This window comes from Lacinutrix himadriensis, assembly GCF_001418105.1.
GTDB classification, from domain to species: domain Bacteria; phylum Bacteroidota; class Bacteroidia; order Flavobacteriales; family Flavobacteriaceae; genus Oceanihabitans; species Oceanihabitans himadriense.
On record NZ_LIQI01000028.1, the window covers coordinates 37023 to 61180 of the forward strand.

The 24158-nt window shown below is 32.8% G+C and carries 21 protein-coding genes; 10 read left to right on the forward strand and 11 right to left on the reverse strand.

Features of this window, described 5'->3' with window-relative positions:
* Complete coding sequence (locus tag AMD28_RS15695; protein ID WP_055445100.1) at positions 1–1206, reverse strand: NADH:ubiquinone reductase (Na(+)-transporting) subunit B; 1206 nt, start codon at positions 1204–1206, stop codon at positions 1–3.
* Positions 1206–2561, reverse strand: a complete 1356-nt coding sequence (locus AMD28_RS15700; RefSeq protein ID WP_055445101.1) for a Na(+)-translocating NADH-quinone reductase subunit A — start codon at positions 2559–2561, stop codon at positions 1206–1208. The genes AMD28_RS15695 and AMD28_RS15700 overlap by 1 nt, the downstream gene beginning before the upstream one ends.
* A gap of 196 nt (positions 2562–2757) precedes the next feature.
* Here AMD28_RS15700 and AMD28_RS15705 point away from each other — a divergent pair, with 196 nt between their 5' ends.
* Together AMD28_RS15705 and apaG are read left to right on the forward strand one after the other, a co-directional pair.
* Positions 2758–4005 carry a type IX secretion system plug protein gene (locus AMD28_RS15705; RefSeq protein WP_055445102.1) on the forward strand — a complete coding sequence of 416 codons (1248 nt, stop codon included), beginning with the start codon at positions 2758–2760 and terminating at the stop codon, positions 4003–4005.
* A gap of 107 nt (positions 4006–4112) precedes the next feature.
* Complete coding sequence (gene apaG / locus AMD28_RS15710) at positions 4113–4499, forward strand: Co2+/Mg2+ efflux protein ApaG (protein ID WP_055445103.1); 387 nt, start codon at positions 4113–4115, stop codon at positions 4497–4499.
* A gap of 234 nt (positions 4500–4733) precedes the next feature.
* Here the strand turns inward: apaG and AMD28_RS15715 are convergent, their stop codons facing one another.
* Positions 4734–5726 (reverse strand): DUF6695 family protein, encoded by a 993-nt coding sequence (locus AMD28_RS15715; RefSeq protein WP_055445104.1) that lies wholly within the window; start codon positions 5724–5726, stop codon positions 4734–4736.
* Positions 5719–6444, reverse strand: coding sequence for an NRDE family protein (locus AMD28_RS15720; protein WP_055445105.1), 726 nt, complete (start codon positions 6442–6444; stop codon positions 5719–5721). The genes AMD28_RS15715 and AMD28_RS15720 overlap by 8 nt, the downstream gene beginning before the upstream one ends.
* 144 nt (positions 6445–6588) lie before the next feature.
* Between AMD28_RS15720 and pruA the strand changes: the two genes are divergently transcribed.
* Both pruA and AMD28_RS15730 read left to right on the forward strand, forming a co-directional pair.
* A complete protein-coding gene (pruA, locus tag AMD28_RS15725) occupies positions 6589–8217 on the forward strand; it encodes an L-glutamate gamma-semialdehyde dehydrogenase (protein ID WP_055445106.1) in 1629 nt (542 codons plus the stop codon).
* A 141-nt stretch (positions 8218–8358) separates the two neighbouring features.
* On the forward strand, positions 8359–10773 hold the full coding sequence (locus AMD28_RS15730) for a T9SS type A sorting domain-containing protein (protein WP_055445107.1): 2415 nt from the start codon (positions 8359–8361) through the stop codon (positions 10771–10773).
* A 38-nt stretch (positions 10774–10811) separates the two neighbouring features.
* On the opposite strand, the gene rsmG is transcribed toward AMD28_RS15730, so the two are convergent.
* The gene (rsmG, locus tag AMD28_RS15735) at positions 10812–11441 is read right to left on the reverse strand and encodes a 16S rRNA (guanine(527)-N(7))-methyltransferase RsmG (protein WP_055445108.1); all 630 of its coding nucleotides are present in this window, start codon (positions 11439–11441) and stop codon (positions 10812–10814) included.
* Positions 11442–11583: 142 nt separating this feature from the next.
* Between rsmG and AMD28_RS15740 the strand changes: the two genes are divergently transcribed.
* Both AMD28_RS15740 and AMD28_RS15745 read left to right on the forward strand, forming a co-directional pair.
* Positions 11584–12678, forward strand: a complete 1095-nt coding sequence (locus AMD28_RS15740; RefSeq protein ID WP_055445109.1) for a fatty acid desaturase family protein — start codon at positions 11584–11586, stop codon at positions 12676–12678.
* A 35-nt stretch (positions 12679–12713) separates the two neighbouring features.
* Positions 12714–13901, forward strand: coding sequence for a pyridoxal phosphate-dependent aminotransferase (locus AMD28_RS15745; RefSeq protein ID WP_055445110.1), 1188 nt, complete (start codon positions 12714–12716; stop codon positions 13899–13901).
* Positions 13902–13957: 56 nt separating this feature from the next.
* Here AMD28_RS15745 and AMD28_RS15750 read toward each other — a convergent pair whose 3' ends face one another.
* The 5 genes from AMD28_RS15750 to trkA form a co-directional block, all read right to left on the reverse strand.
* Positions 13958–14209, reverse strand: a complete 252-nt coding sequence (locus AMD28_RS15750; protein ID WP_055445111.1) for a hypothetical protein — start codon at positions 14207–14209, stop codon at positions 13958–13960.
* 4 nt (positions 14210–14213) lie between these two features.
* On the reverse strand, positions 14214–14477 hold the full coding sequence (locus AMD28_RS15755) for a hypothetical protein (protein ID WP_055445112.1): 264 nt from the start codon (positions 14475–14477) through the stop codon (positions 14214–14216).
* 226 nt (positions 14478–14703) lie between these two features.
* The gene (locus AMD28_RS15760; protein WP_055445113.1) at positions 14704–14958 is read right to left on the reverse strand and encodes a hypothetical protein; all 255 of its coding nucleotides are present in this window, start codon (positions 14956–14958) and stop codon (positions 14704–14706) included.
* Between the two features lie 141 nt (positions 14959–15099).
* Entirely contained in the window at positions 15100–16602 is a 1503-nt protein-coding gene (locus tag AMD28_RS15765; protein ID WP_055445114.1) for a TrkH family potassium uptake protein, read from the reverse strand.
* Positions 16599–17951, reverse strand: coding sequence for a Trk system potassium transporter TrkA (gene trkA / locus AMD28_RS15770; protein ID WP_055445115.1), 1353 nt, complete (start codon positions 17949–17951; stop codon positions 16599–16601). The genes AMD28_RS15765 and trkA overlap by 4 nt, the downstream gene beginning before the upstream one ends.
* 132 nt (positions 17952–18083) lie before the next feature.
* Between trkA and ubiE the strand changes: the two genes are divergently transcribed.
* Positions 18084–18809, forward strand: a complete 726-nt coding sequence (ubiE, locus tag AMD28_RS15775) for a bifunctional demethylmenaquinone methyltransferase/2-methoxy-6-polyprenyl-1,4-benzoquinol methylase UbiE (RefSeq protein WP_055445116.1) — start codon at positions 18084–18086, stop codon at positions 18807–18809.
* Between the two features lie 3 nt (positions 18810–18812).
* On the forward strand, positions 18813–19526 hold the full coding sequence (gene porT, locus AMD28_RS15780) for a type IX secretion/gliding motility protein PorT/SprT (protein ID WP_055445117.1): 714 nt from the start codon (positions 18813–18815) through the stop codon (positions 19524–19526).
* A 75-nt stretch (positions 19527–19601) separates the two neighbouring features.
* Here porT and AMD28_RS15785 read toward each other — a convergent pair whose 3' ends face one another.
* Positions 19602–20321, reverse strand: coding sequence for a TrmH family RNA methyltransferase (locus AMD28_RS15785; RefSeq protein ID WP_055445118.1), 720 nt, complete (start codon positions 20319–20321; stop codon positions 19602–19604).
* Positions 20322–20424: 103 nt separating this feature from the next.
* Here AMD28_RS15785 and tamL point away from each other — a divergent pair, with 103 nt between their 5' ends.
* Positions 20425–22944 (forward strand): translocation and assembly module lipoprotein TamL, encoded by a 2520-nt coding sequence (gene tamL / locus AMD28_RS15790; protein ID WP_055445119.1) that lies wholly within the window; start codon positions 20425–20427, stop codon positions 22942–22944.
* Between the two features lie 121 nt (positions 22945–23065).
* Positions 23066–24133, forward strand: a complete 1068-nt coding sequence (fbaA, locus tag AMD28_RS15795; protein WP_055445120.1) for a class II fructose-bisphosphate aldolase — start codon at positions 23066–23068, stop codon at positions 24131–24133.
* The last annotated feature ends 25 nt before the right edge of the window (positions 24134–24158 follow it).

Consider the following 24158-nt stretch of genomic DNA (forward strand, 5'->3'; position numbering starts at 1 on the left):
TTAAGCAACTTTAGTTTTTAAACGCTTCATTCTTCTTTTTACATTTCCTTGCACTACGTAATGGTCAATAGTTGGAGCAAACACATTCATTAATAGAATGGCTAACATCACTCCTTCAGGATATGCAGGATTAAATACTCTAATTAAAATAGAAAGGAATCCGATTAAGAATCCGTAAATCCATTTTCCTTTATTGGTTTGAGATGCGGTAACAGGATCTGTAGCCATAAACACCGTACCAAAAGCAAAACCACCAATAAGTAAGTGTTGCCAAAAAGGTGTACTCATTAATCCGTAAAATTTACTTCCACCTGCAATTACTTCCGCATTTACAAGTCCATTAAATATTAGTCCCATTGCTAAAGCTCCTAATGCAGAAGATAACATAATTCTCCAGCTTCCTATTTTAGAAAACACTAAGAATAATGCGGCTAATACAATTAACAGTGTGGAGGTCTCACCAACAGAACCAGGAATAAATCCTAAAAACATATCTGCTACAGAGTGTGTGACTTCATGATTTTGAGCTAGTGTTCCTAAAATGGTTTCCCCAGAAATAGCATCTGGAGTTCCAGCTAATTCTTTAGCTCCTTCTACCCAAACTTTATCTCCAGACATCCAAGTAGGATATGCAAAGAATAAGAATGCACGAATAGTTAATGCAGGATTTAATATATTCATTCCTGTACCTCCAAATACTTCTTTACCAATAACAACACCAAAGGCAACTGCTACTGCAAGCATCCATAATGGAATATCGATTGGCACAATAAGTGGTACTAACATTCCTGTTACTAGGTACCCTTCTTCTACTTCGTGACCTTTAATTACTGCGAAAATAAATTCGATAAGTAAACCAACCCCATAAGAAACAAGGACTAGTGGTAAAACTTTCCAAAGACCAACAACTAAGTTATCCCAAGCCCAAAAAGAAGAACTAAAAAACCCGTTAGCTGCTTCAATTTCTCCAGAAGCTAAATAATGTTGGTAACCAGCGTTAAACATACCAAATATTAAACATGGTACAAGTGCCATGATTACAATATTCATTGTACGTTTTAAATCGTCGGCTGCTTTTATATGAGTTCCATTATGTGTGGTCTCATTTGGCAAGTATAAAAAAGTATGGATTGCGTTAAACGCAGGAGCCATCTTTGTTCCCTTATACTTTTCTTTTAAGTTATGTAAATTACTTTTTAAACCCATTATCCTATCTCTTTTAGCATTAAGTCTAAACCTTTTCTAATAATATCTTGATGTGGTTGTTTAGATACACATACAAATTCTGTTAAAGCAAAATCTTCAGGAGCAACTTCGTACATTCCTAAAGCTTCCATTTCGTCTAAATCCTTATACATACAAGATTTTAAAATTTGCATTGGAAAGATATCTAAAGGAAAAACTTCTTCATAGATTCCTGTTAAAACAAAAGCACGATGTTCTCCATTGGTATTGGTATTTAAATCGTATTTTTTGTTAGGTGTTAACCAAGAGAATGTTAATGCTCTAGAAGTAGACACTTTATTGAAAACTGGTTTATTCCAACCAAATAACTCATAATCGTTACCTTCAGGTATTACGGTAATGGTATTACTGTAATAATCTAAATAACCATCTGGCTGTACTTGCTTACCGCTTAATACATTTCCAGAAATGATTCTAATGTTATCGTTTTTATCGACACCATTATCATAAATCATCGAAGCAACTTCTGCTCCTAATTTAGTAACAAAGTATCTTGGTTTTTTTACTGAAGAACCGGCTAAAGCGACAATACGCTCAGCATTAAACTTTCCAGTTAATAATAATTCACCAATAATAACAAGATCTTGTGCATTTACTGTCCAAACCACTTCTCCTTTATTAACAGGATCAATTTTGTTGATTTGTGTACCAACATTCCCTGAAGGATGTGGTCCAGAAACTTTATGAATAGTTGCACCAGAAACATTTGCTAAAGGGGAGTCACTATTTTTACCAACAGAAACATGAACTTGTCCTTCTGTTAATTTAGTTAAAGCAGTAACTGCAGCTTGTAATTCTGCTTTTTTACCTTGAAGGGTAAAATCTAAATCTGCAACCAATGGTGCAGAAGCATAAGCAGAAACAAAAATTGCTTTTGGCGCTTTGTCTGGATTTGCAATTACATCATAAGGACGTTGCTTAATAAAAGGCCAACATCCAGAAGCTAACAAATGTGCTTTAACGTCTGCTGCTTTTGCAGTATCTACGTTAAACTTACCATTATCTTGGTAAGATTGCTCTTTGTCTGCCTGAATTTTAATTGCTAAAATTTTACGTTTTTCTCCACGAGGAATGTCAATTATTTCACCAGAAACTGGAGAAACAAATTTTAAAGCTTCGTTAGACTTATCGTAAAAAATAGGTTCCCCTGCTTTTACTTTAGTTCCAACTTTCGCAATCAATTTTGGAATAACACTGTGGAAGTCTTCTGGTCTAATAGAGAAGAAGTTGCTGATAATGGCATTTTCTTTTGCCTTTTCTGCAGCTCCTTGTAACTTAATATCTAGACCCTTTTTAATCTTAATGTCGTTTGACATATTATAAATCTATTTGTTAATAGTTATAGTGTTTTAAATTCTTAAGTTTCTTAAAAATCGATGCAAATTTACGAATAAATCCATAAAAACTTGGCTAAATATCTGCTTCAATACTATTTATACTCAATCTAAATAAATCAATCGCCTTAGGCACAAAATTTGCTTATATTTACTGCAAAACAACAATTATACTCTTGTGAATTACAAATATTTAATAATAACACTACTGTTTACCACTACATTTTTTGCGCAAGTAGCAAAAGAAGTTGCACCACCAGACTACATAAAAACAATCACTTTTAAAGGAAATACCGCAGAAAGTCAATTACCTGTTTTAAAGCTTGGCGAATATTTACAACTAGAATTTGATGCTTTAAACGGAAACGAAGAAGACTTCTATTATGTTATTGAACATTATAATTACGACTGGACGCCTTCGGTTTTATCTAAAATTGAATATCTAGATGGTTTTGACAACCAACGTATACGAACTTACGAAAATTCATTTAACACCCTACAAATATTTTCTAATTACCAACTTACCATTCCTAATGAACAAACACGTAAAATAAAAGTTTCTGGAAATTACATGCTTAAAATTTATGATGACTATGATGAATTAGCGTTTTCTAGAAAATTTATGGTTTATGAAAGCGATGCTAATGTTGGTGTTTCCATAAAAAGATCTCGTGATGTTAGAGACATACAGAGCAAACAAACAGTTGACATTAGCATCTCATCTAACACTCTACAATTTAACAACCCAAAACAAACCATAAAAACAGTCATTGTACAAAACAACAATTTAAATACTGCTATTTCTGGCGTAGAACCAATGTACACCTTAGGAAATGAACTTATTTATAAATATGATAAAGAAACTAGTTTTTGGGCCGGGAACGAATATTTCTGGTTTGAAAACAAAGATGTACGCGCAGCAAATACAGGAATTCAATTTATAGACCTGAAAGATTTATATCAAAATTATTTATACACCAACCTTGCTAGAACGAACAAACCGTACACGTACAATCCAGACATTAATGGTAATTATTTAGTAACCGCAGTAGATGCTAGCAACTCTAGTATTGAAGCAGATTATGTGTGGATGTTTTTCTCTTTATCCATAGAGGAGTTACCACAAGACAAAGCAGTACATATCTATGGTAATTTTAATAATTACACTATTGACGAAAGCACCAAAATGACTTTTAATGCAGAGCGAGGCGTTTATAAAAAAGAAATGCTTTTAAAACAAGGATTTTACAATTACAAATATGTAGTAGTAGACAAAACGGGAAACATAGACGAAGGCGCTATTAGTGGTAACTTTTGGCAAACAGAAAACAATTACAAAGTGTTGGTTTATTACAGAGATTTAGGAGCGCGTTACGATAAAATTATTGGTTTAGGTGAAGCTAGCTCTGTCAATATTACCAATTAATAGAAATATTTTTAGTATATTGATACTAAAGAAAGACTAAAATAAGTTTTAATTATTTATTTTTTAGTATTTTTGATTATTAAACCCCTTGATTATCAGAAGTTAAAATGGTTCAACAAGTTACAAAAGGCATAAAAATTTCGGTAGATACTACTTTTGAAGGCACATTTTATAAGAATTATAAAATACAATTTGCCTTTGGATACCAAGTAACTATTGAAAACCAGAGTAAAGACTCTGTGCAACTGAACGCAAGACATTGGACGATTTTTGACGCCTTAAACCATGTAGAAACAGTTTCTGGTGAAGGTGTTATTGGTAAAAAACCAGTTTTAAAACCAGGAGAATCGCACACGTACAATTCGGGATGTTTACTTACTTCCCCTTTTGGTGCAATGAAAGGCTATTATGAAATGGTGAATTTTAGTAATACCAAAAAGTTTCATGTTGCCATTCCAACTTTTAAGTTAAGTGCTCCTTTTGCATTAAACTAATTGTGTCATTCTGAGCTTATCTAGAAATCTAACTAGAGACAAATCATTCCAATTCATTTTACGCTAACCGAAAAAAACACGCTTTTTTAAAAAACGCTTTGCTTTTTTTATTCTAAATTAATACTGTCATTTCGAGCTTGTCGAGAAATCTAAGTCAAGACAAATTCTCTCGATTTATTTTACTCAAAAAGGAAAGAACAAGTATTTTAATGGTGACTACTCACTGCATACTGTTTACTCTTTTATCTCAAACCTATACACCTTTCCGTGTTGTTCTACATGGAAAAACTTACAATTCGAATAATGTATAAAATCATAAGATTCGTGATAATCAAATCCTTCTTCATTCACTTCATATAAAGCATGTACATCTATATTTCCATGTGGAGAAATACGTTTATACCAATACTCTAAATGGTTTTCCGTAGCATGCAATTCATACCAAGCACCAGCTGCAATACCAGAAAGCCATTGTGCTTTTTCGTGTAAATTGGCAACCGGTTTCGGTTTTAAGGTACCCACAAAATTTGGCGTATGCCCTTTTAATTTATCTAAGAAATACAATCTATTATCTTTACTTACAGAAGATGCGTATTCCGAAATCTCTCCTTTTTCGGAAACTTCATAAACCTTATTTTCCGTATCTGCAATTACCACATTACCAACGGTACTTGGCGTAAACCATTTCGATTTTTGAAGTTCCTTATTTATTACGGAATCGGTTACAGAAGCAATTAAAGCATCGGTTACAAAACGCGCACAATTACAGGCATCTTTAATAAAAGCAGCATAACGAATAAAATCACGCTGTTGCATTTTTGTTACATGCTGTCTCGCTAAATCATAATCTACGGCATCACAAACCGAAGCGATTAATTTCCCATCGCCATGCGTTAGTTTTGGATGCGTACTTAGAAACTCTAAAATTTCGTTTAGATTCTCTATTTTGTTATTTTCAATTTTAGCAACCAAAGAAAATGCTAACTCATGATCGGTATCTTTTCCTCGAACTCTTCCGTTAGGTTCTGGCGTAATATATCTTCCAAAATCATGATACTCTAAAGTTCCCGTTGCTTTTTCAATTAAAACCAAAGCCGCATGTCCTGCTCGTAGATAATCCTTTTTTCCAACTCCTAAAAACCGCAAATATGGCGAATACCATTCATCTGCAACCATAACAATAGTTTCCGGATATGCCAATGTTAAAATAATTCCTGTATTACTCATGAATAGTCTCTGAAAATAAAAAGGTTTTTGAAAATGCAGTATTGTTTTGAAGGTTTTCAAAAGACATAAAAATTTCTTCTTTTCTTTTTACAACTTGAGTAACGCTTGTGGTTTTCACAGATCCTCTATCCATAATAACACCATATTCTGTATTATCTATATTGGTATTTTTATGAAATTGTAACGCTTTCGCGGAAGACAATTCGTTTCTGGATTTAAAATCTTCAAACCATTGCTTACGTTCTTCGCGCATGGCTTTGGTATATAATGTAGAAGAAGACCAAACTCTAGCTTCTTTTGGTAATTTGGTGAAGTGTTTTTGGCTCCCATCCCAAACCAATTCGTAGAAATGCAAATCGGTATTCCAATCGGCAATCACTATAGTGAATGGCTCTATATCCTGAAGGTTATAATTTTCAATTGTAGAAACAATTTCTTCTGAAGCTAATAAATCGGTAACCACAACTCCTCTACTTAACCTATAATGTTCTTTTCTTTGATGCAATTCAAAACCGCCATTTAGCAAACAGATTAACCTGTTTTTTTCACTAACACCAATCCATGTTCCACCTGATTTTTCATCTTTTGGAAACAACATTTTTGTATTATTTACCAAGTAAAAATTTGGAGGTAAAGAAACACGATTTGGCGCTTCGTCTCTGTTAGACGTTAAGACAAAATCATTATCTCCTTTTATAAAAATAGTTACTGTACACATGTTTGTTGTAGTCTTTAATCGGCACAGCAACTTACAAAAAAAATATTATAATTTAACTTGCCTTTAATATTTCAAAGAATTACTAATCTATAAAAATATCGTAACTTTGCACTTCAAATTTTACAACTAAAAACTCAAAATAAAATGGGAAAAGGATTTTTTAATGTTCCAATCGCAATAAACGAACCTGTAAGAGCGTATGCTCCTGGTTGCGAATATCGTGAAGCTATTTCAAAAACATATAAAGAAATGTACAACAGCAATTTAGACGTGCCAATGTACATAAACGGGAAAGATGTTACTACAGGTAACACTAGAACAATGTCTCCTCCTCATGATCATAAACATATTGTTGGTCAATACCATTTAGCTGAAAAATCACATGTAGACGAAGCTATCTCTACTGCTCTTGAAGCAAGAAAAAGCTGGTCTCAAGCGCCATGGCAAGATCGTGCTGCTATCTTTTTAAAAGCTGCCGAATTAATTGCTGGTCCATATAGAGCAAAAATAAATGCTGCTACTATGATGGCACAATCTAAAACCATTCACCAAGCAGAAATTGATGCTTCTTGTGAGTTGATAGACTTTTTACGTTTTAACGTACAGTTTATGACAGATATGTACCACGAACAACCAGAAAGCACAAGTGATGCTTGGAATAAAATTGAATACAGACCATTAGAAGGTTTTGTTTACGCAGTATCGCCATTTAACTTTACGGCTATTGCTGGTAACTTACCTGCTTGTATGGCAATGATGGGAAATGTGGTAGTGTGGAAACCTAGTGATTCTCAAATATACTCTGCAAAAGTAATCATGGATGTATTTGAAGAAGCTGGTGTACCTGCTGGTGTAATTAATGTAGTATTTGGTGATCCTGTAATGATTACAGATACGGTATTATCTAGCCCAGATTTTTCTGGTTTACACTTTACTGGTTCTACCTATATATTTAAAGAATTATGGAAACAAATTGGAAACAATATCCATAACTACAAAACATACCCGAAAATTGTTGGAGAAACTGGAGGTAAAGATTTTATCGTTGCCCACAAAACTGCAAACCCTAAGCAAGTAGCAACTGCTATTGTTAGAGGTGCTTTTGAGTTTCAAGGACAAAAATGTAGTGCTGCTTCTCGTGCTTATGTTTCTAAAAGTATTTGGAACGAAGTGAAAGAGCAAGTGATTAAAGATGTAAAATCTTTTAAAATGGGATCTCCAGAAGATATGAGCAACTTTATTACTGCTGTTATTCATGAAGGTTCTTTCGATAAACTTGCAAAATATATTGACCAAGCTAAGGCGGATAAAGATGCTAACATTATTGTTGGTGGTGGTTACGATAAAAGTAAAGGTTACTTTATTGAGCCTACAGTAATTGTAGCAGAAGACCCAAAATACACGACCATGTGTGATGAATTATTTGGACCTGTTATTACTATTTATGTTTTTGAGGATGACAAATATTCGGAAACATTAAAACTTGTTGACGAAACTAGTGACTACGCTTTAACTGGAGCAATTTTAGCAACAGACAGATATGCGGTTATTGAAGCAACAAAAGCTTTAGAAAACTGTGCTGGAAACTTCTATATTAATGACAAGCCAACTGGTGCTGTTGTAGGACAACAACCTTTTGGAGGAGCTAGAGGTTCTGGAACAAACGATAAAGCTGGAAGTATTTTAAACTTACAACGTTGGGTTTCACCAAGAATGATTAAAGAAACATTTGTAACGCCAACAGATTACAGATATCCTTTTTTAGGAGAATAAAATTATAGTATTTTAGTAAAAACCCTTAAAATTTTATCATTTTAAGGGTTTTTTTATACCTTTTATCTTAAAACAGCACCTAATTAAAAAATTATTACGAGAACTTCATATATTGAAAGAGATTAATCAATCCCTTCTTTTATGAAAAATTTTTACATTCTAGTATTTTCACTAGTAACCCTCTCTGCTTTTGCCCAAAACAAAAAGGCACTTCTTAAGTTTGATACTTCAGACATGGAAACTTCGGTTTTAGCACAAAAATCGGTGATAACAGACATCACAAGCTACAACCAAAAAACAATCAACAATTTAAGCTTTTACCAAGCATACAAAACTATTGCCCAAGGCGATTTACAAGCACGTCTTCTTCCTTTACAAAGCTTAAAAGAGCAAAGCAAACAAAGCTACTTTACTAAAATAATTCCGTTAGCAATAATGCATAGTGAGTTTGAATCTATAACAGATGCTGCCATGCAAAACAATATAGTAACCAAAGATGCGCAAGGAAACCTATTAAGAACCAACACAGCAACTCCCGTTTTTGAAAAAAACACGATTACACTTGCAACGGCTTTACGTACAGAAACAAAAGGTTTGCAAACTACTTTTCGTTTAGATGCTAGCAATATATTTAACACTACAAACCATACAATTGAAAATATTGCAATAGATTTTAATGACGGATTAGGAAAAAGAAACATTACCACCAATCAAAACATCGTTGTAGCATATCCTGGCCCTGGAAAAAAGACCTTACATTTTGAAATCACATTAGATAACAATAACATTATTACTAGAAACGCTAGCATAGAAATCAAATACTCTAATGCAGATTTATACACTAATTTTAATCGTGTTATAAGCACATTTAATGCTAGTCTTCCAACCGATTTACTTGGAGATTACGGGGAATCTATATCACATACTGGAACCGGTGAATATGAAATATTTGCTAGTACCGATGGCATCATAGACAAACCAATTTTTCTGGTAGATGGATTTGATCCTGGTGATGGCAGACCAATTAACGGCTATACCGATATTATATCTGGAAACTATGTAGACGGACTTTATGACCTCCTAAATTTTAATGATGGTGGAAACACTTCTAATCTTGGTGATTTGGTAAGAGCCGAAGGATTTGATGTTATCATTTTGAATTTTCCTATTTATACAAGAGCGGCAGATGCAAAAGTAGTAGATGGCGGTGTAGATTTTATAGAACGTAACGCTATGTTATTGGTAGAATTAATAAATTATATTAATACTGAAGAAAAAATAGGGAATGCCCAAAACGTGATTATTGGTCCGAGTATGGGAGGTTTAATTTCTAGATATGCATTAAACTATATGGAAGCGGAAAATATGGATCATGATACTAGATTATGGATTTCTTTTGATGCACCGCATCATGGTGCAAATGTGCCAATTGGTTTTCAACATCAATTCAATTTTCTTGCATTTGGTTTAGATGACTTCTGGGTATTAGGAGACCAAAATGTAGAAGAGTTACAACCTATTATTGATGGTATGTTACGTTCCTCGGCAGCAAGACAAATGCTAACCGATCAATTTGAACCACATATTACAAGTAGCGATGGTGTTACCTTTAATAGTTCTCGATCTTTACCAAGAGCACATGCTTTTAAAGGTATTTTAGACGGAAGAATGAATACTGCAAACGGTTCTATTTTTCCAGAACAAACACGTAACATATCCATAATAAACGGAAGTGGTAGTAATAATCGTTATCAAGACAATTCACCTCAAGCAAATGATTTAGTACCTGGAAGCCAAATTGTAAATGCAAACATTGACCTTTTCGATGTTGCAACCTTAAAAGTAAGAACCTATTTTACACCAAATGCTGGAACGCAAATTGAAAACAGTAAAGTACATTTAGACTTTCCTTGGTGGTTCGCTCTAGCAAACGACAGAGAAAATAACGCAAGCTCGACTGCCTTTTCGTACTCCAACGGAATTGACGCTGCCTCTGGAGGTTTATTTGACATTAAAAAACTAACAACAGATTTAGGAGCAGATGGACTAGTTGGAGATTTTTTGAACTCCTTAAAAATAGATCATTTTAATTTTATACCAAGTGTAAGCGCTATGGCGTATACCAACGATGGCCAAATTAATTGGTTCCACACACCTTTTGGAGTTGCTACAGGAAGAACTACAAACAACATCACACCTTTTGATGCTTGGTATATGCCAACAGAAAACCAACCGCATGTCACTTTAACCGAAGGTAATGTCGCATTTGCTTTAAATGAAATTTTTCAAGAAACGTTATCTACAGATACCTATATAGAAAATAGCATTAAACTAGAACAAAACCCCATTTCAAATGCGTTACATATTTTAAGCACAAAAACTTTTGAAAATGCCAAAATAACTATTGTAGATGTAACAGGAAAAATAGTTCATAACAGCAATATGACTTTAAGAGAAAGAACAAGTATTCCTTTACATATTGCTTCTGGCTTATATATTTTAAATATTAAAACTTCAGAAAACCAAAACCTAAAAACAAAGTTTATGGTTAAATAGATTTCACAAAAAAGGCTTCTTTAAAAGAAGCCTTTTTTTTAACCTTTATACTTTAAAGGGAGATGTACTATTTTTTTTGTTTCAAAAAAGTCTTCAGTATAATAATCTGGAATATTAAAAATCGTTGCTTTTGGATAATCTTGTAACTCTTCAGCTAAATCACCACCTTTTAAATATATAATACCATTTTTAAGTTCGTGGTTTTGTTTTTTAGCAACGCGACCTTTCACCCAATGTACAAACGTTGGCATTGCCGCTACTGCTCTACTCACAATAAAATCGTAAGTATCTTTAATTTCTTCCACTCTACAATGGGTAGTTTTTACATTTTCTAAACCTAAACCTTCTGCTACTTCTCTAACCACATTCAGCTTTTTATTAATACTATCTACTAAATGAAAAGAACATTCCGGATACAATATTGCTAAAGGTATTCCTGGAAATCCTCCACCAGTACCAACATCCATAATTTTAGTTTTCGGTTTAAAATCTACCACTTTTGCAATAGCCAAAGAATGCAGCACATGACGTAAATATAATTCGTCAATATCTTTTCTAGATACTACATTAATCTTTAAATTCCAGTCTTGGTACAAGGCTTCTAACTTGGTAAATTTATCAATTTGATCTTCTGTTAGATCTGGAAAATACTTAAGAATTAATTGCATGGTTTTTAATTTTACACAAAAGTAGATAAATTATTGTGCATTTTTATGAAAATTTTATTAAGATGCACGTCAATATTATTTATCTTTGTTATCCTAATAGATACTTGTATTTATTAGTTTTAATACAGTAAAAAACAATAGCATGACAAAACAAACAATAACTTTTTCAAGAACAGACTCGGCAAAGTTTTTTAAAACACTAAATAAACGTGTTAACAACTACTTTAAAGAGAATCAGATTAAAAAGACCGGTAATTGGAAGTTATATATTAAAGCCATAGTAATGTTTACTTTACTTCTTGGTCCTTTAGTACTATTATTAACCGTTGATTTACCAACTTGGCTTCAAATTATATCTATGATGGTTATAGGTATTGGAATGGCTGGAGTAGGAATGAATGTAATGCACGATGCAAACCATGGTTCTTTTTCTAGTAAAAAATGGGTAAATAGATTAATGGGAAGCAGCATACATATTTTAGCTGGTAACGATTACAATTGGAAAGTACAACATAATGTATTACACCATACCTATACCAATATTCAAGGACACGATGAAGATATTGATGCAGGAAGAATTATTCGTTTTTCAAAACATTCGAAATGGTTGAAAATTCATCAATATCAAAAATATTATGCCTTTTTATTATATGGTTTACTAACTGTAAACTGGGCTATTACTACAGATTTCAAGCAAACGTACATTTATTTAAAAAGAAAATTGTCTTATGGTGAATTCCCAAAACCAGCTACACAATGGACCAAGTTAATTATTGGTAAAATATTATATTACTCTATTTGGGTTGTATTACCTATAGCTATGGGTTATGCTTGGTGGCAAGTTTTAATAGGCTTTTTAATCATGCATTATACTGCTGGAATTATCTTAAGCGTTGTTTTTCAATTAGCACACGTAATGCCTAATACAGACATGCCTATTCCTGATGAAGCTGGAAACATGAAAAACACTTGGGCAATTCATCAACTGTTTACTACTTCTAATTTTTCACCAAAAAACTGGTTAGTAGAATTTTACACAGGAGGTTTAAACAGACAAGTAGAACACCACTTATTTGCTCATATTAGTCATGTTCATTATAAAAACATAGCGAAAATCGTTAAAGATACTGCGCATGAATTTAGCTTACCATACAATGAATACAACACAATGTGGAAAGCAATAGGAGAACATTATCAACAATTAAAAGTGTTAGGTCAAAAACCTAGCATGGCTTAACCCATTTTTTTGCACTTCAAAACAACACTTCATAAATGAATCCACTTTCAGAAAGAATTACAAATATGTCTACTTCTGCCACATTAGCAATGGCAGCAAAAGCAAGAGAACTTAGAGCCGAAGGCAAAGATATTATAGGATTAAGTTTGGGGGAACCAGATTTTAATACTCCAGATTTTATTAAAGATGCTGCAATACAAGCGGTAAACGATAATTACAATTCGTACTCACCAGTAGATGGTTATGTGGATTTAAAAGAAGCTGTAATTACAAAGTTTAAACGCGACAATAACTTAACATACACATTACCTCAAGTTGTTGTTTCTACAGGCGCAAAACAATCTTTATACAACATAGCGCAAGTAATGTTAAACAAAGGAGACGAGGTTATTTTACCTTGTCCGTATTGGGTTAGCTATAGTGATATAGTTAAGGTTGCAGAAGGTGTACCTGTAGAAGTAAAAACATCTATAGATACCGATTTCAAAATGACTGCCGCACAGTTAGAAGCAGCTATTACACCAAAAACAAAAATGCTTTGGTTTAGTTCTCCTTGTAACCCAAGTGGTTCTTTATACAGTAAGGAAGAACTAGAAGCTTTAGCTTCTGTTTTAGTAAAGCATCCAAATATTTATGTGGTTTCTGATGAAATATACGAACACATAAACTACACTGGAAAACCACACGCAAGTATGGCTGGAATTGATGGTATGTTTAATAATACGATTACCGTTAATGGTGTTTCTAAGGCTTTCGCTATGACTGGCTGGAGAGTTGGTTTTATTGGTGCTCCAGATTGGATTGCTCGTGCTTGTAACAAAATGCAAGGACAAGTAACTAGCGGAACAAACTGTATAGCACAACGTGCTGTTATAACTGCTTTAAATGCAGACCCAAGTGTTGTTAACTATATGATTGACGAGTTTAAAGTACGTCGTGATATGGTTTTAGATTTATTGGATGGTATAGAAGGTTTTAAAACCAATACACCAGAAGGTGCCTTTTATGTATTTCCAGATGTTTCTTTTTTCTTCGGAAAGACCTTACGTGGAAAAACAATAAACAACGCTACAGATTTCTCTCTATATCTTTTAGAAGAAGCATTGGTTGCTACGGTAACAGGAGATGCATTTGGAAATCCTAATTGCATTCGAATCTCTTATGCTGCAAGTCAAGAACAAATAAAAGAAGCAATTAAAAGAATTAAAGAAGCGCTTAGCTAAACTTTATTTTAAATATATTTTAAAGCCATGAATACACTGTATTCATGGCTTTTTTTTTATACCATTACTAGCAACAACAAAAGCAAAATAATCACTAGGCTTATTAGATAATAAATGATTTCTTCCTTATTCTGAATAGCCATTTGTAAACGTATTCGCTCTAAAATTTCTGGCGTTGCTTCTGGAAAAGTATACAAGGATTCTGCTTTGATAATTTCACCAAAAAATGGTCTTGTAAATTTCCTTCTTAGACGTTTCAGATTTTCATTATTCTTTAACGTTAACAGCATGGATTCTCCTAAAGGCATAAGCTTATATATAAATAATTATTAGTGTCATTAGAATACTTAAAGCAACACCTAAAACAAGAATCTGCTTTAGTCTTACTTGTTTTTGTTCGCGTTGTATCTTTTCCTCAATGCTTTTCAACTCTTCTTTAGTTGCGGTATTATGAAACTCTAGTTTTGTACTAGAATAGCCTCCTTCAAAAGATTTTCTTTTGCTTCTATTGGAACGCATTTTCTCATTATTCTTAATAACGGTAATCATTGCTTGTACAGAACCACCAAATCCCATAATTTCTAGGTTTTAAAAGTGAAACATTAAATTTTAGATAATAGAAGTGTGTTACAAGAATTTTCATTCTTGCTTTCTATATAGAATATTATAAAAGATTATTTTGAGGATAGCTCAAAAGATCATCAGTTGAAAATCTGTAATAAAAGCTGCTTTATATATATGTAGTACTTTTTATATAAATGTTACACTTTTAAAAGGAAATAGATATTCTTCAGAAATACATTTACAAAGTAGCAATAAGAAATGCTACAAAAAACAAAGACACTTTTAAGACGGTCTCTATAGAGCAGTAGGTATTAAATTGTCTACTCTTTAATTGTTGTCTAATTCCGAAAATAGAATTGGAAGAAACTTTACTAAAGTTGCTATTAACGATCTGTTGGTAGTTGGAGTTTAAAAACCCTAAAGGTTTATTTACGGTGTCCTTTTCTTGTGTGGGAAGTGGTTCTAAATCTTGTGATGTAATTACTAATTCCATGATGATTGGTTTTAATTGGTTTGTATAATAAAGACGAACCAATTAGTAAATTGTTACATTCCTAATAGTCTTGAAACGATACAATAACGTGGAAACACCTATTCTGATTACAGGATTTAAAGAAAAAATATTTTTACGAATTTATCTATTTCGCCAGAAAAATGGGGTAAATAATATAAGTACAGTAAACAATTCTAATCTTCCAATTAGCATTAAGAAACTACACCACCATTTTCCTAAATCAGGCAATGCTGCATAGTTATTTACAGGACCAAAATCACCAAGTGCCGGACCAACATTTCCTAAACTGGAAGCTGCCAAACCTACGGAAGATTCAAAATTTATTCCCATCATAGAAAACACTAAAGCTCCAACAATAAAGGATAACATATATAGGATAAAAAAGGCAAGTATATTAAATACAATTTCTTTTGAAATGGCTTTTTTATTATAACGTACAGGCACAATAGCATTGGGATGCAAAGTACGTTTAAACTCTAAAAACCCATTTTTTATTAGCACTAAATGGCGTACTACTTTCACACCTCCAGAAGTACTACCTGCAGATCCACCTAGAAACATGATTCCGAAAAAGAACACCACTAAAAAGGGTGTCCATAATGTATAATCTGCTGTTACAAAACCAGTTGTAGTGATAACAGATAACACCTGAAATAAAGCATGACGAAAAGCACTTTCTGCTTCTCCCCAAACCATTGGATGATCAATTGTAGAAGCTGTAAGATCCGATTTAAAATAAATAATGAAGGCAACAATAGCAGTAAAAATAGCTACAAACTTAAAGTATAGCTTAAACTCTTCATCGTGAATAATTTTTTGCACTTTACCTTTAAAAGCAAAATAACTTAAAACAAAGTTAGTTCCTGCTAGAAACATAAACACGATAATAATGTATTGTATTACGGGTTCATTATTCCAATAGGCAACACTGGCATTCTTAGTAGAAAAACCTCCTGTAGACAAGGTACATAAGGAATGATTTATAGCGTCGAAAAAGGACATTCCTGCTACTTGTAACAAAATAGTTTCCGCAACCGTGTACCCAAAATAAATTAGCCACAAACGTTTTGCTGTATCTGTAATTCTTGGGTGTAATTTATCTGTACTTGGTCCTGGAGCTTCGGCTGCAAATAGCTGCATACCTCCAATTCCTAATAATGGCAAAATAGCTATCGCTAAAACGATAATCCCCATTCCACCAATCCAATGTGTTAAGCTTCGCCAAAACAAAACTCCTTCGGGTACTGCTTCAATATCATTTAAAATAGATGCTCCTGTTGTTGTAAAACCTGACATTGTTTCAAAAAATGCATCCGTAAATTGGGGGATACTTTCAGTAAAAATATAAGGTAGCGTTCCAGATAGCGACATAACAATCCAACCAAACGTTACTACAATATAACCTTCGCGTTTGTTCATTTCTTTGCTATGATTTCTAGTAGAAACCATTCCAAAAACACCAACTAAAAGCGTTACAATTCCGGAAAGAAACAACTCTAAAGTAACACCATCTTTATAAATCAAACTGATTAGTGCAGACAGCAGCATAAAACCACCATTAAACAAGAGTAGCAATCCGAAAAAATGGAAAATAATTTTGTGATTAAGCTTAATGGCTCTCATTTACAAGAATATTTTTTCAAACGTTTAATAGATCTTGGCAAGCAACACACTACCACATTATCATTTTCTTGTATTCTAAAGCTTCCCAGTGCAATATGCCCTTTTCCGTCTCTAATAACACCTCCAATAATTGCAGATCTTGGGAAGTCTACATCTTTAATAAGTTTATTATTAATTTTAGATTTTGCTTTTACCTTAAACTCTAACAACTCTGCATTCATGTTATTCAGTTTGGTCATTGCCACAACCTCTCCTTTACGTATATATCTAAAAATATTATTTGCCGCAAGTAGTTTTTTATTAATAAGCGTATCAATCCCTATAGATTGTGACAACTCAAAATAATCCATATTTTCTACAAGGGCAATGGTTTTCTTAACCCCTTTAGATTTTGCTACTAAGCAAGACATGATATTGGTTTCTGAATTTCCTGTAACAGAAATAAAAGCATCCATATCCCCAATGTTTTCTTCGTCTAGCAAATCTACATTTCTTCCATCTCCATTTATTACTAGCACTTTTTCTAGCTCGTCTGCCAACTCAAAAGCATGTTCCTTATCTTTTTCAATAAGCTTTACATTAAAATTGTTGGCACATAAATCTCTGGATGTTTTGTAACCAATTTTACTACCTCCAAGAATCATGACATTTTTAATCTCTACATTACTTTTTCCTGTCATTTTACACAACTCATCTCCTCCTCCTTCACTTGTAATAAAGACCACATTATCGCCTTCTTTAAACTGTGTATCTCCTCTTGGAATGATTGTATATTGCGTACCAAAACGTTGAATTGCTATTGGCACAAAGTGAATTTCATGAAATAATTGAGCGGCTTCTTTTACTGTTTTACCAACAAAAGACGCGGTTCTAGCTAAATTTAAACCAACCATGGTTAGCGCTCCTTGTTCAAACTCATAGCTATCATTAAATGCAGATTGATTTAATAACAGACTAATCTCTGAAGCCGCTAAAGCTTCAGGAGAAATTAATTCATCAATACCTAATTCGGTAAAACCAACTTCTTCTTTATGGTTGATAAACTCTGTATTCGAGATTCTAGCTATGGTACGTTTCGCACCAAGCTGTTTTGCTAAAACGCAAACTGTAATATTTGTAGTTTCAGAAGCTGTTACCGCAATTAGTAAATCAATATTGTTAACATTTGCTTCTTTTAAGATAGATATTGACGTAGCATCCCCTTTAATCACCTTAATATCTAAATGATTATCTGCATAAGACAGACTATCTTTATTAGTATCTATTAAGGTTATTTCTTGCGATTCGTAAGACAATAATTTTGCTAAATGAAATCCTACTTCACCAGCTCCAGCAATAATTATTTTCATTTATAGTTTTAATAAAAAAGTAAGCAAATATACTGCAAATTATTAAGATACAAATAAGATACCTGTATTTGATTTGATTACTCTATAAGTATTTAAACAAAAAAAATATGTAGTTTTGCCAAAAAAATAGATTTGTCGAAAATAAAACCATACAAGGATAGCGATTTAGGTAAAAAAGAACAAGTTACCAAAATGTTTGATACAATTTCTAAAGATTATGATGGCTTAAATAGAGTTATTTCCTTTGGAATTGATGTTTCATGGCGTAAAAAAGTGGTTGCAATGGTTAAAGAATCGCAGCCAAAAACCATATTAGATATAGCTACAGGAACAGGAGATCTTGCTATTAATCTAGCACAAACCAATGCCGAAAAAATTGTAGGTCTAGACATAAGTAGCGGTATGCTTAATATTGGTAAAACCAAAATTAAAAAACGCGGACTAGAAAATACTATTGAAATGGTTTTAGGAGACAGTGAAAACATGCCTTTTGAAGACAATTCTTTTGATGCGATAACGGTCGCTTTTGGAGTTCGAAATTTTGAAACTCTAGAAAAAGGCCTAAAAGAAATACACCGCGTATTAAAACCTCAAGGGACTTTTGTTATATTAGAAACTTCTATGCCAACAAAAACACCTTATAAACAAGGTTATAATTTTTATACAAAAAACATTCTTCCTTTAATTGGAAAAATGTTTTCTAAAGATAGAAGTGCCTATAAATATTTATGTGAATCTGCTTCTGTTTTTCCTTTTGGTGAAGCTTTAAACAATATTTTAAGAGAAACGGGGTTTATTAATGTTACAGATTTCCCACAAACATTTGGTGTGGCAACCATCTATAAATCGTCAAAATAATATATGAAAAATATACTTGTCTTAATAATCACTCTTTTTGTTTTTCAATCTTCTTCTGCACAACTATTTAGTAAAGAGAAAATAAAAAACAATGAAAATGTAGATAAAGCACGCTTAAGCTATGGATATTACCTTGGATTTAATAGTTATGATTTCAACTTTGACTACTACCAAGACAAAAAAGATATTCAAGTAGAAACAAGTACCGGTTTTAATGTAGGACTAATTGGGAATTTAAGAATTAACGACTATGTAGATATACGATTAGAACCAGGCTTATCGATAACTTCTAGAAATCTAATTTATGATGAAACCTATTTTGATGGTACCGAATTTACAGATGCCGATTTAATAAGAGAAGTTAAATCTACTTACATTCATATTCCTTTATTAATTAAACTTTCTACAAAACGACTTAACAACTTTAAACCTTTTATTGTTGGTGGAATCTCTACTGCTTTAAACCTTTCTAGTAATCAAGACAATCCGGATGATAATTCAGCTGGTGAATTTAGAATGAAAAAAAACAATCTGTTTTACGAAATTGGTTTTGGAATTGATTTCTACATGTTCTTTTTCAAGTTTACTCCTTCTGTACGTGGAATCTTTGCGTTTAATGATGAAATTGTTCCAGATGTTGATCCTAATAGTCCGTGGACAGGAAATATTTCAAGCATGCAAACTAGAGGCTTGTTTATCAACTTGACTTTTCAATAAACTGCGACTGCCACTAAAAACTGAGACTACCACTGAATACTGAGAACTGAATACTGAGACTGCGACTGAATACTTTTAACCCCTCTTAAATTCGCTCAACAAAATAGCAGTTGCTGTAGCTACGTTTAAACTTTCGGTTGCTTGAAGTTGTCCAAACCTTGGAATACTAATTCGTTTGGTTACTAAGGCTTCCATAGCAGAAGAAATACCATTCGCTTCGTTTCCTAAAACCAAAACACCTTGAGTTGGCAATTCGCTTTTATACACATTTTCGCCATCCATAAAAGCACCAAAAACTTCAGTTTTACTTTCCTTTAAAAAGTTTTCTAGATTTACATAACTCACATTAACTCTAGTTATAGATCCCATTGTCGCTTGAATTACTTTCGGATTATAACAATCTACAGTAGCAGTACTACAAACCAAATCTGCAATTCCAAACCAATCACAAAGTCTAATAATAGTTCCTAAATTTCCAGGATCTCTAACATCATCGAGAGCTACAATAAGCGTATTGCTATTCACTTGAGTTGTTTCTGGAATTTTAAAAACAGCCAAAGCTTTATTAGGTGTAGTTAAAAAGCTGATTTTTTTTAATTCTTTTTCTGAAATAATAGTTTCTTCCTTAACCTCCATATTAAAAGAGGTTGTAGTAAAAATATGATGCAGTTTTAAAGAAGAATGCAATAGCTCTTTTATCGTTTTTAAACCTTCAGCTACAAACAAGCCTTCTTGCTGTCTATACTTTTTTTGCTTTAAACTAGTTATTAATTTTATTTGGCTTTTGGTTAACATGTAAATAATGTATTTTTGAAACTATAAAAAGGTTTTTACTGGCTAAAGATGAAACCTTAAATTCATTAAAACAAAATTAGTATTAATTTATCACATAATATTCTTGAAAGTACAGCCCTTTAAAATAGTATTACTTGTATTCCTTGCAGTGTTTTTCACTTCTTGTGATGCCGTTAAAAGAGTTGGCGAAAAAGAGCACTTACTAGTTAACAATACCATAATAGTCAATAACAAAAAAGTAAATACCGAAAGAATAAACAATCTCTTATACCAAGCGCCTAACAGAAAACTTTTAGGCATTCCTTTACGTCTTCATATTTACAATACGGCAAGACCAAACATTGACTCTATTGTAACCGAAAAAATAAACAGAAATCCTAAACGAAAAAAAAGACTAGAAAAATTTCTATCTAAAAAACAATTAGAAAATTATTTACAGGCAAAAATAAATTTTAATTCTTGGCTTAAAAAAACAGGGGAAGCACCGGTAATTGTTAATGAGGTAAGAACCAAAAAATCATTAAAACAGTTAGAGGCGTATTATTTTAACAATGGTTGGTTTAATGTGAAAGCCTCTGCAAAAACAGACACCCTAAGCAATAAAAAAGCATCCGTAGATTATACAGTAACTACTGGTAAAGCATATTTTGTAGATTCATTAACCACATCTATTGACTCTCCCATTTTAGATTCCTTATACCAAACACAAGCTCATAAATCACTACTTAAGAAAAAACAGTACAAAACGGTTACTTTTGATAATGAATTGGAGCGTATTACCGAACATTTTAAAAATTCAGGGGTATATCATTTTAGTCAAGAATATATCTATTTTGAAATGGACTCTATTGACAACAGTCAAAAAGTAAAGGTCGATTTACAAATAAAAAACCGCCAAGTAAGAAAACAAGACTCTGCATATAGAGTTCCTTTTAAGATCTATAACGTAAAAGATGTAAATATTTTCACGAATAGCTCTTACGAAAACAGAAACAAAACCATTACTGATACGGTATCCTACAATGGATACAATTTATTTAGTGTTGGTAAAATGCGCTTTAAGCCTAAAGCATTAACCGACGCTATTTTTATTACCCCAAACAGCATTTTTAAAGACATAAGCAAAACGCGTTCTTACCGACATTTAAGCAACCTGAAAACGTTTAAATATCCAGACATTGAGTATATAGAAAACCCAGACACCACACTTACTGCAAACATATACTTATCCCCTTTAAAGAAATTTAAATTTGGTTTTAGTGCTGAAGTTTCTCAAAGCGATATACAAACTGTAGGCTTTGCATTAAACCCAAGTATTTTAATGCGAAATGTATTTCGAGGTGCCGAAACCTTGGAACTCTCCGCAATTGGAGCTATTGGTGCTTCCAAAGACGCATCCAATGATGGCGATCCATTTTTTGATATTAATGAAATAGGTGCAAACCTTAGATTAACTATACCAAGATTATTTTTCCCTTTTAATACTGAAAAAATAATACCTAAACACATGTTTCCTAGCACCATAATATCGTTGGCAATGTCTAGTCAGACAAATATTGGTTTAGATAAACAAACCGTTACGGGAGCTTTTAATTACAAATGGGTTCCTAATAAAACAGTAACCAACAGATTAGATGTTTTTAATGCACAGTATGTAAGAAATTTAAATACAGGGAATTACTTTAATGTATATGAAACCTCTTATGATAATTTAAATTCTATTGCACAAGATCTAAATTACAATACAGACAATACAGATTTAAGTATACCAGATCAAACAAATCTTTTTATCAATGATGTATTAAGCGGAAACACTTCGTTAGCATCCACAAGTGATGATTATCAAACCATATCTGCTATTAGCGAGCGTAAAGACAGATTAACAGAAAACAATCTTATTTTCTCTTCTAATTACTACTATACACAAGATAGACGTGAAAATTTATTTGATGAAACCTTTTCTATTTTCCGATTTAAATTAGAATTAGCAGGAAATATTTTTTCTGCGGCATCGAGTGCTTTGGGCTTACAAAAAAACGATAATGACCAATATGAGTTTTTCAATGTCGCATTCTCGCAATATATAAAAACTGAGTTCGATTATATTCGTCATTGGGATTTAGGTAAAAAAAATGTACTTGCCGCAAGAGGTTTTATTGGTATTGCTATTCCGTATGGCAATTCTACCAACATACCGTTTTCTAAAAGTTTCTTCGCTGGAGGAACTAATGATAATCGCGCATGGACCGCATATAGCCTTGGACCAGGAAGTTCAGGATCAAACAACGAATTTAATGAAGCAAACCTAAAACTAGCTTTTAGTTTTGAAAACAGGTTTAATGTATTTGGAGATGTAAACGCTGCACTATTTATAGATGTTGGTAATATCTGGAATGTACTCGACGACGTAGAAGATGACAAATCCACCTTCACCAGTTTATCCTCTTTAAAAGACATCGCAATAGGATCTGGTTTTGGTATTAGATATGATTTTGGTTTCGCAGTAGCAAGATTAGACTTAGGCTTTAAAACCTACAATCCTGCACTAGAAACCAACCGTTGGTTTTCTAACTACAACTTTGGTAAAGCAGTCTATAATATTGGTATTAACTATCCGTTTTAAACCATTCACAACGAAAACGTTATCGTGTTTATTCCTTTAAGAATCTATTCAAACAACTATAATTTATTTAAAAATTACGTACTTTTGAATAAACAAACATTCATCCAAACCAAATAATAAAATGGCACATAATATAAAACCAGGAGTTGCAACAGGTCGTGAAGTACAAGAAATCTTCAAACTAGCGAAAGAAAAAGGCTTTGCATTACCAGCAGTAAATGTAATTGGCTCTAATAGTATTAATGGTGTTTTAGAAACAGCAGCGTCTTTAAATGCTCCAGTAATCATACAATTTTCTAATGGCGGAGGAGTATTTAATGCCGGAAAAGGATTAAGTAACGAAAACCAAAAAGCAGCAATTGCAGGAAGCATCGCAGGAGCAAAACACATACACTTAATGGCAGAAGCTTATGGTGTTCCAGTAATTTTACATACAGACCATTGTGCCAAAAAACTATTACCATGGATTGATGGTTTATTAGATGCTAGTGAGCAACATTATAAAGAAACAGGAAAACCTTTATACAGCTCACACATGATAGATTTAAGTGAAGAGCCTCTTGAAGAAAACATAGCAATATGTAAAGAATATCTTGCTAGAATGAGCAAAATGGGAATGACCCTAGAAATAGAATTAGGGATTACAGGAGGAGAAGAAGATGGCGTAGACAATAGCGATGTAGACGAGTCTAAATTATACACACAACCAGAAGAAGTAGCTTATGCGTACGAAGAATTAAGCAAGGTAAGTGACCAATTTACCATTGCAGCAGCGTTTGGTAATGTACATGGTGTTTACAAACCAGGAAACGTAAAACTTACTCCAAAAATTCTTAAAAACTCTCAAGAATTTTTATCAAAAAAACACAACTTACCTCATAATCATATTGACTTTGTTTTTCATGGTGGATCTGGATCTACACTAGAAGAAATTAGAGAAGCTATAGGTTACGGAGTTATAAAAATGAATATCGATACCGACATGCAATACGCGTTTATGTCTGGTGTTAGAGATTATATGGCCGAAAAAACAGACTACTTACAATCGCAAATTGGTAGCCCAGACGGGCCAGAATCTCCAAACAAAAAATATTACGATCCACGCGTTTGGTTACGTAAAGGAGAGATCACATTTGTAGAACGTCTTAAAAAAGCGTTTGAAGATTTAAATAATGTAAATACATTATAAAATTATTTTGGCGTTACCCTACTTC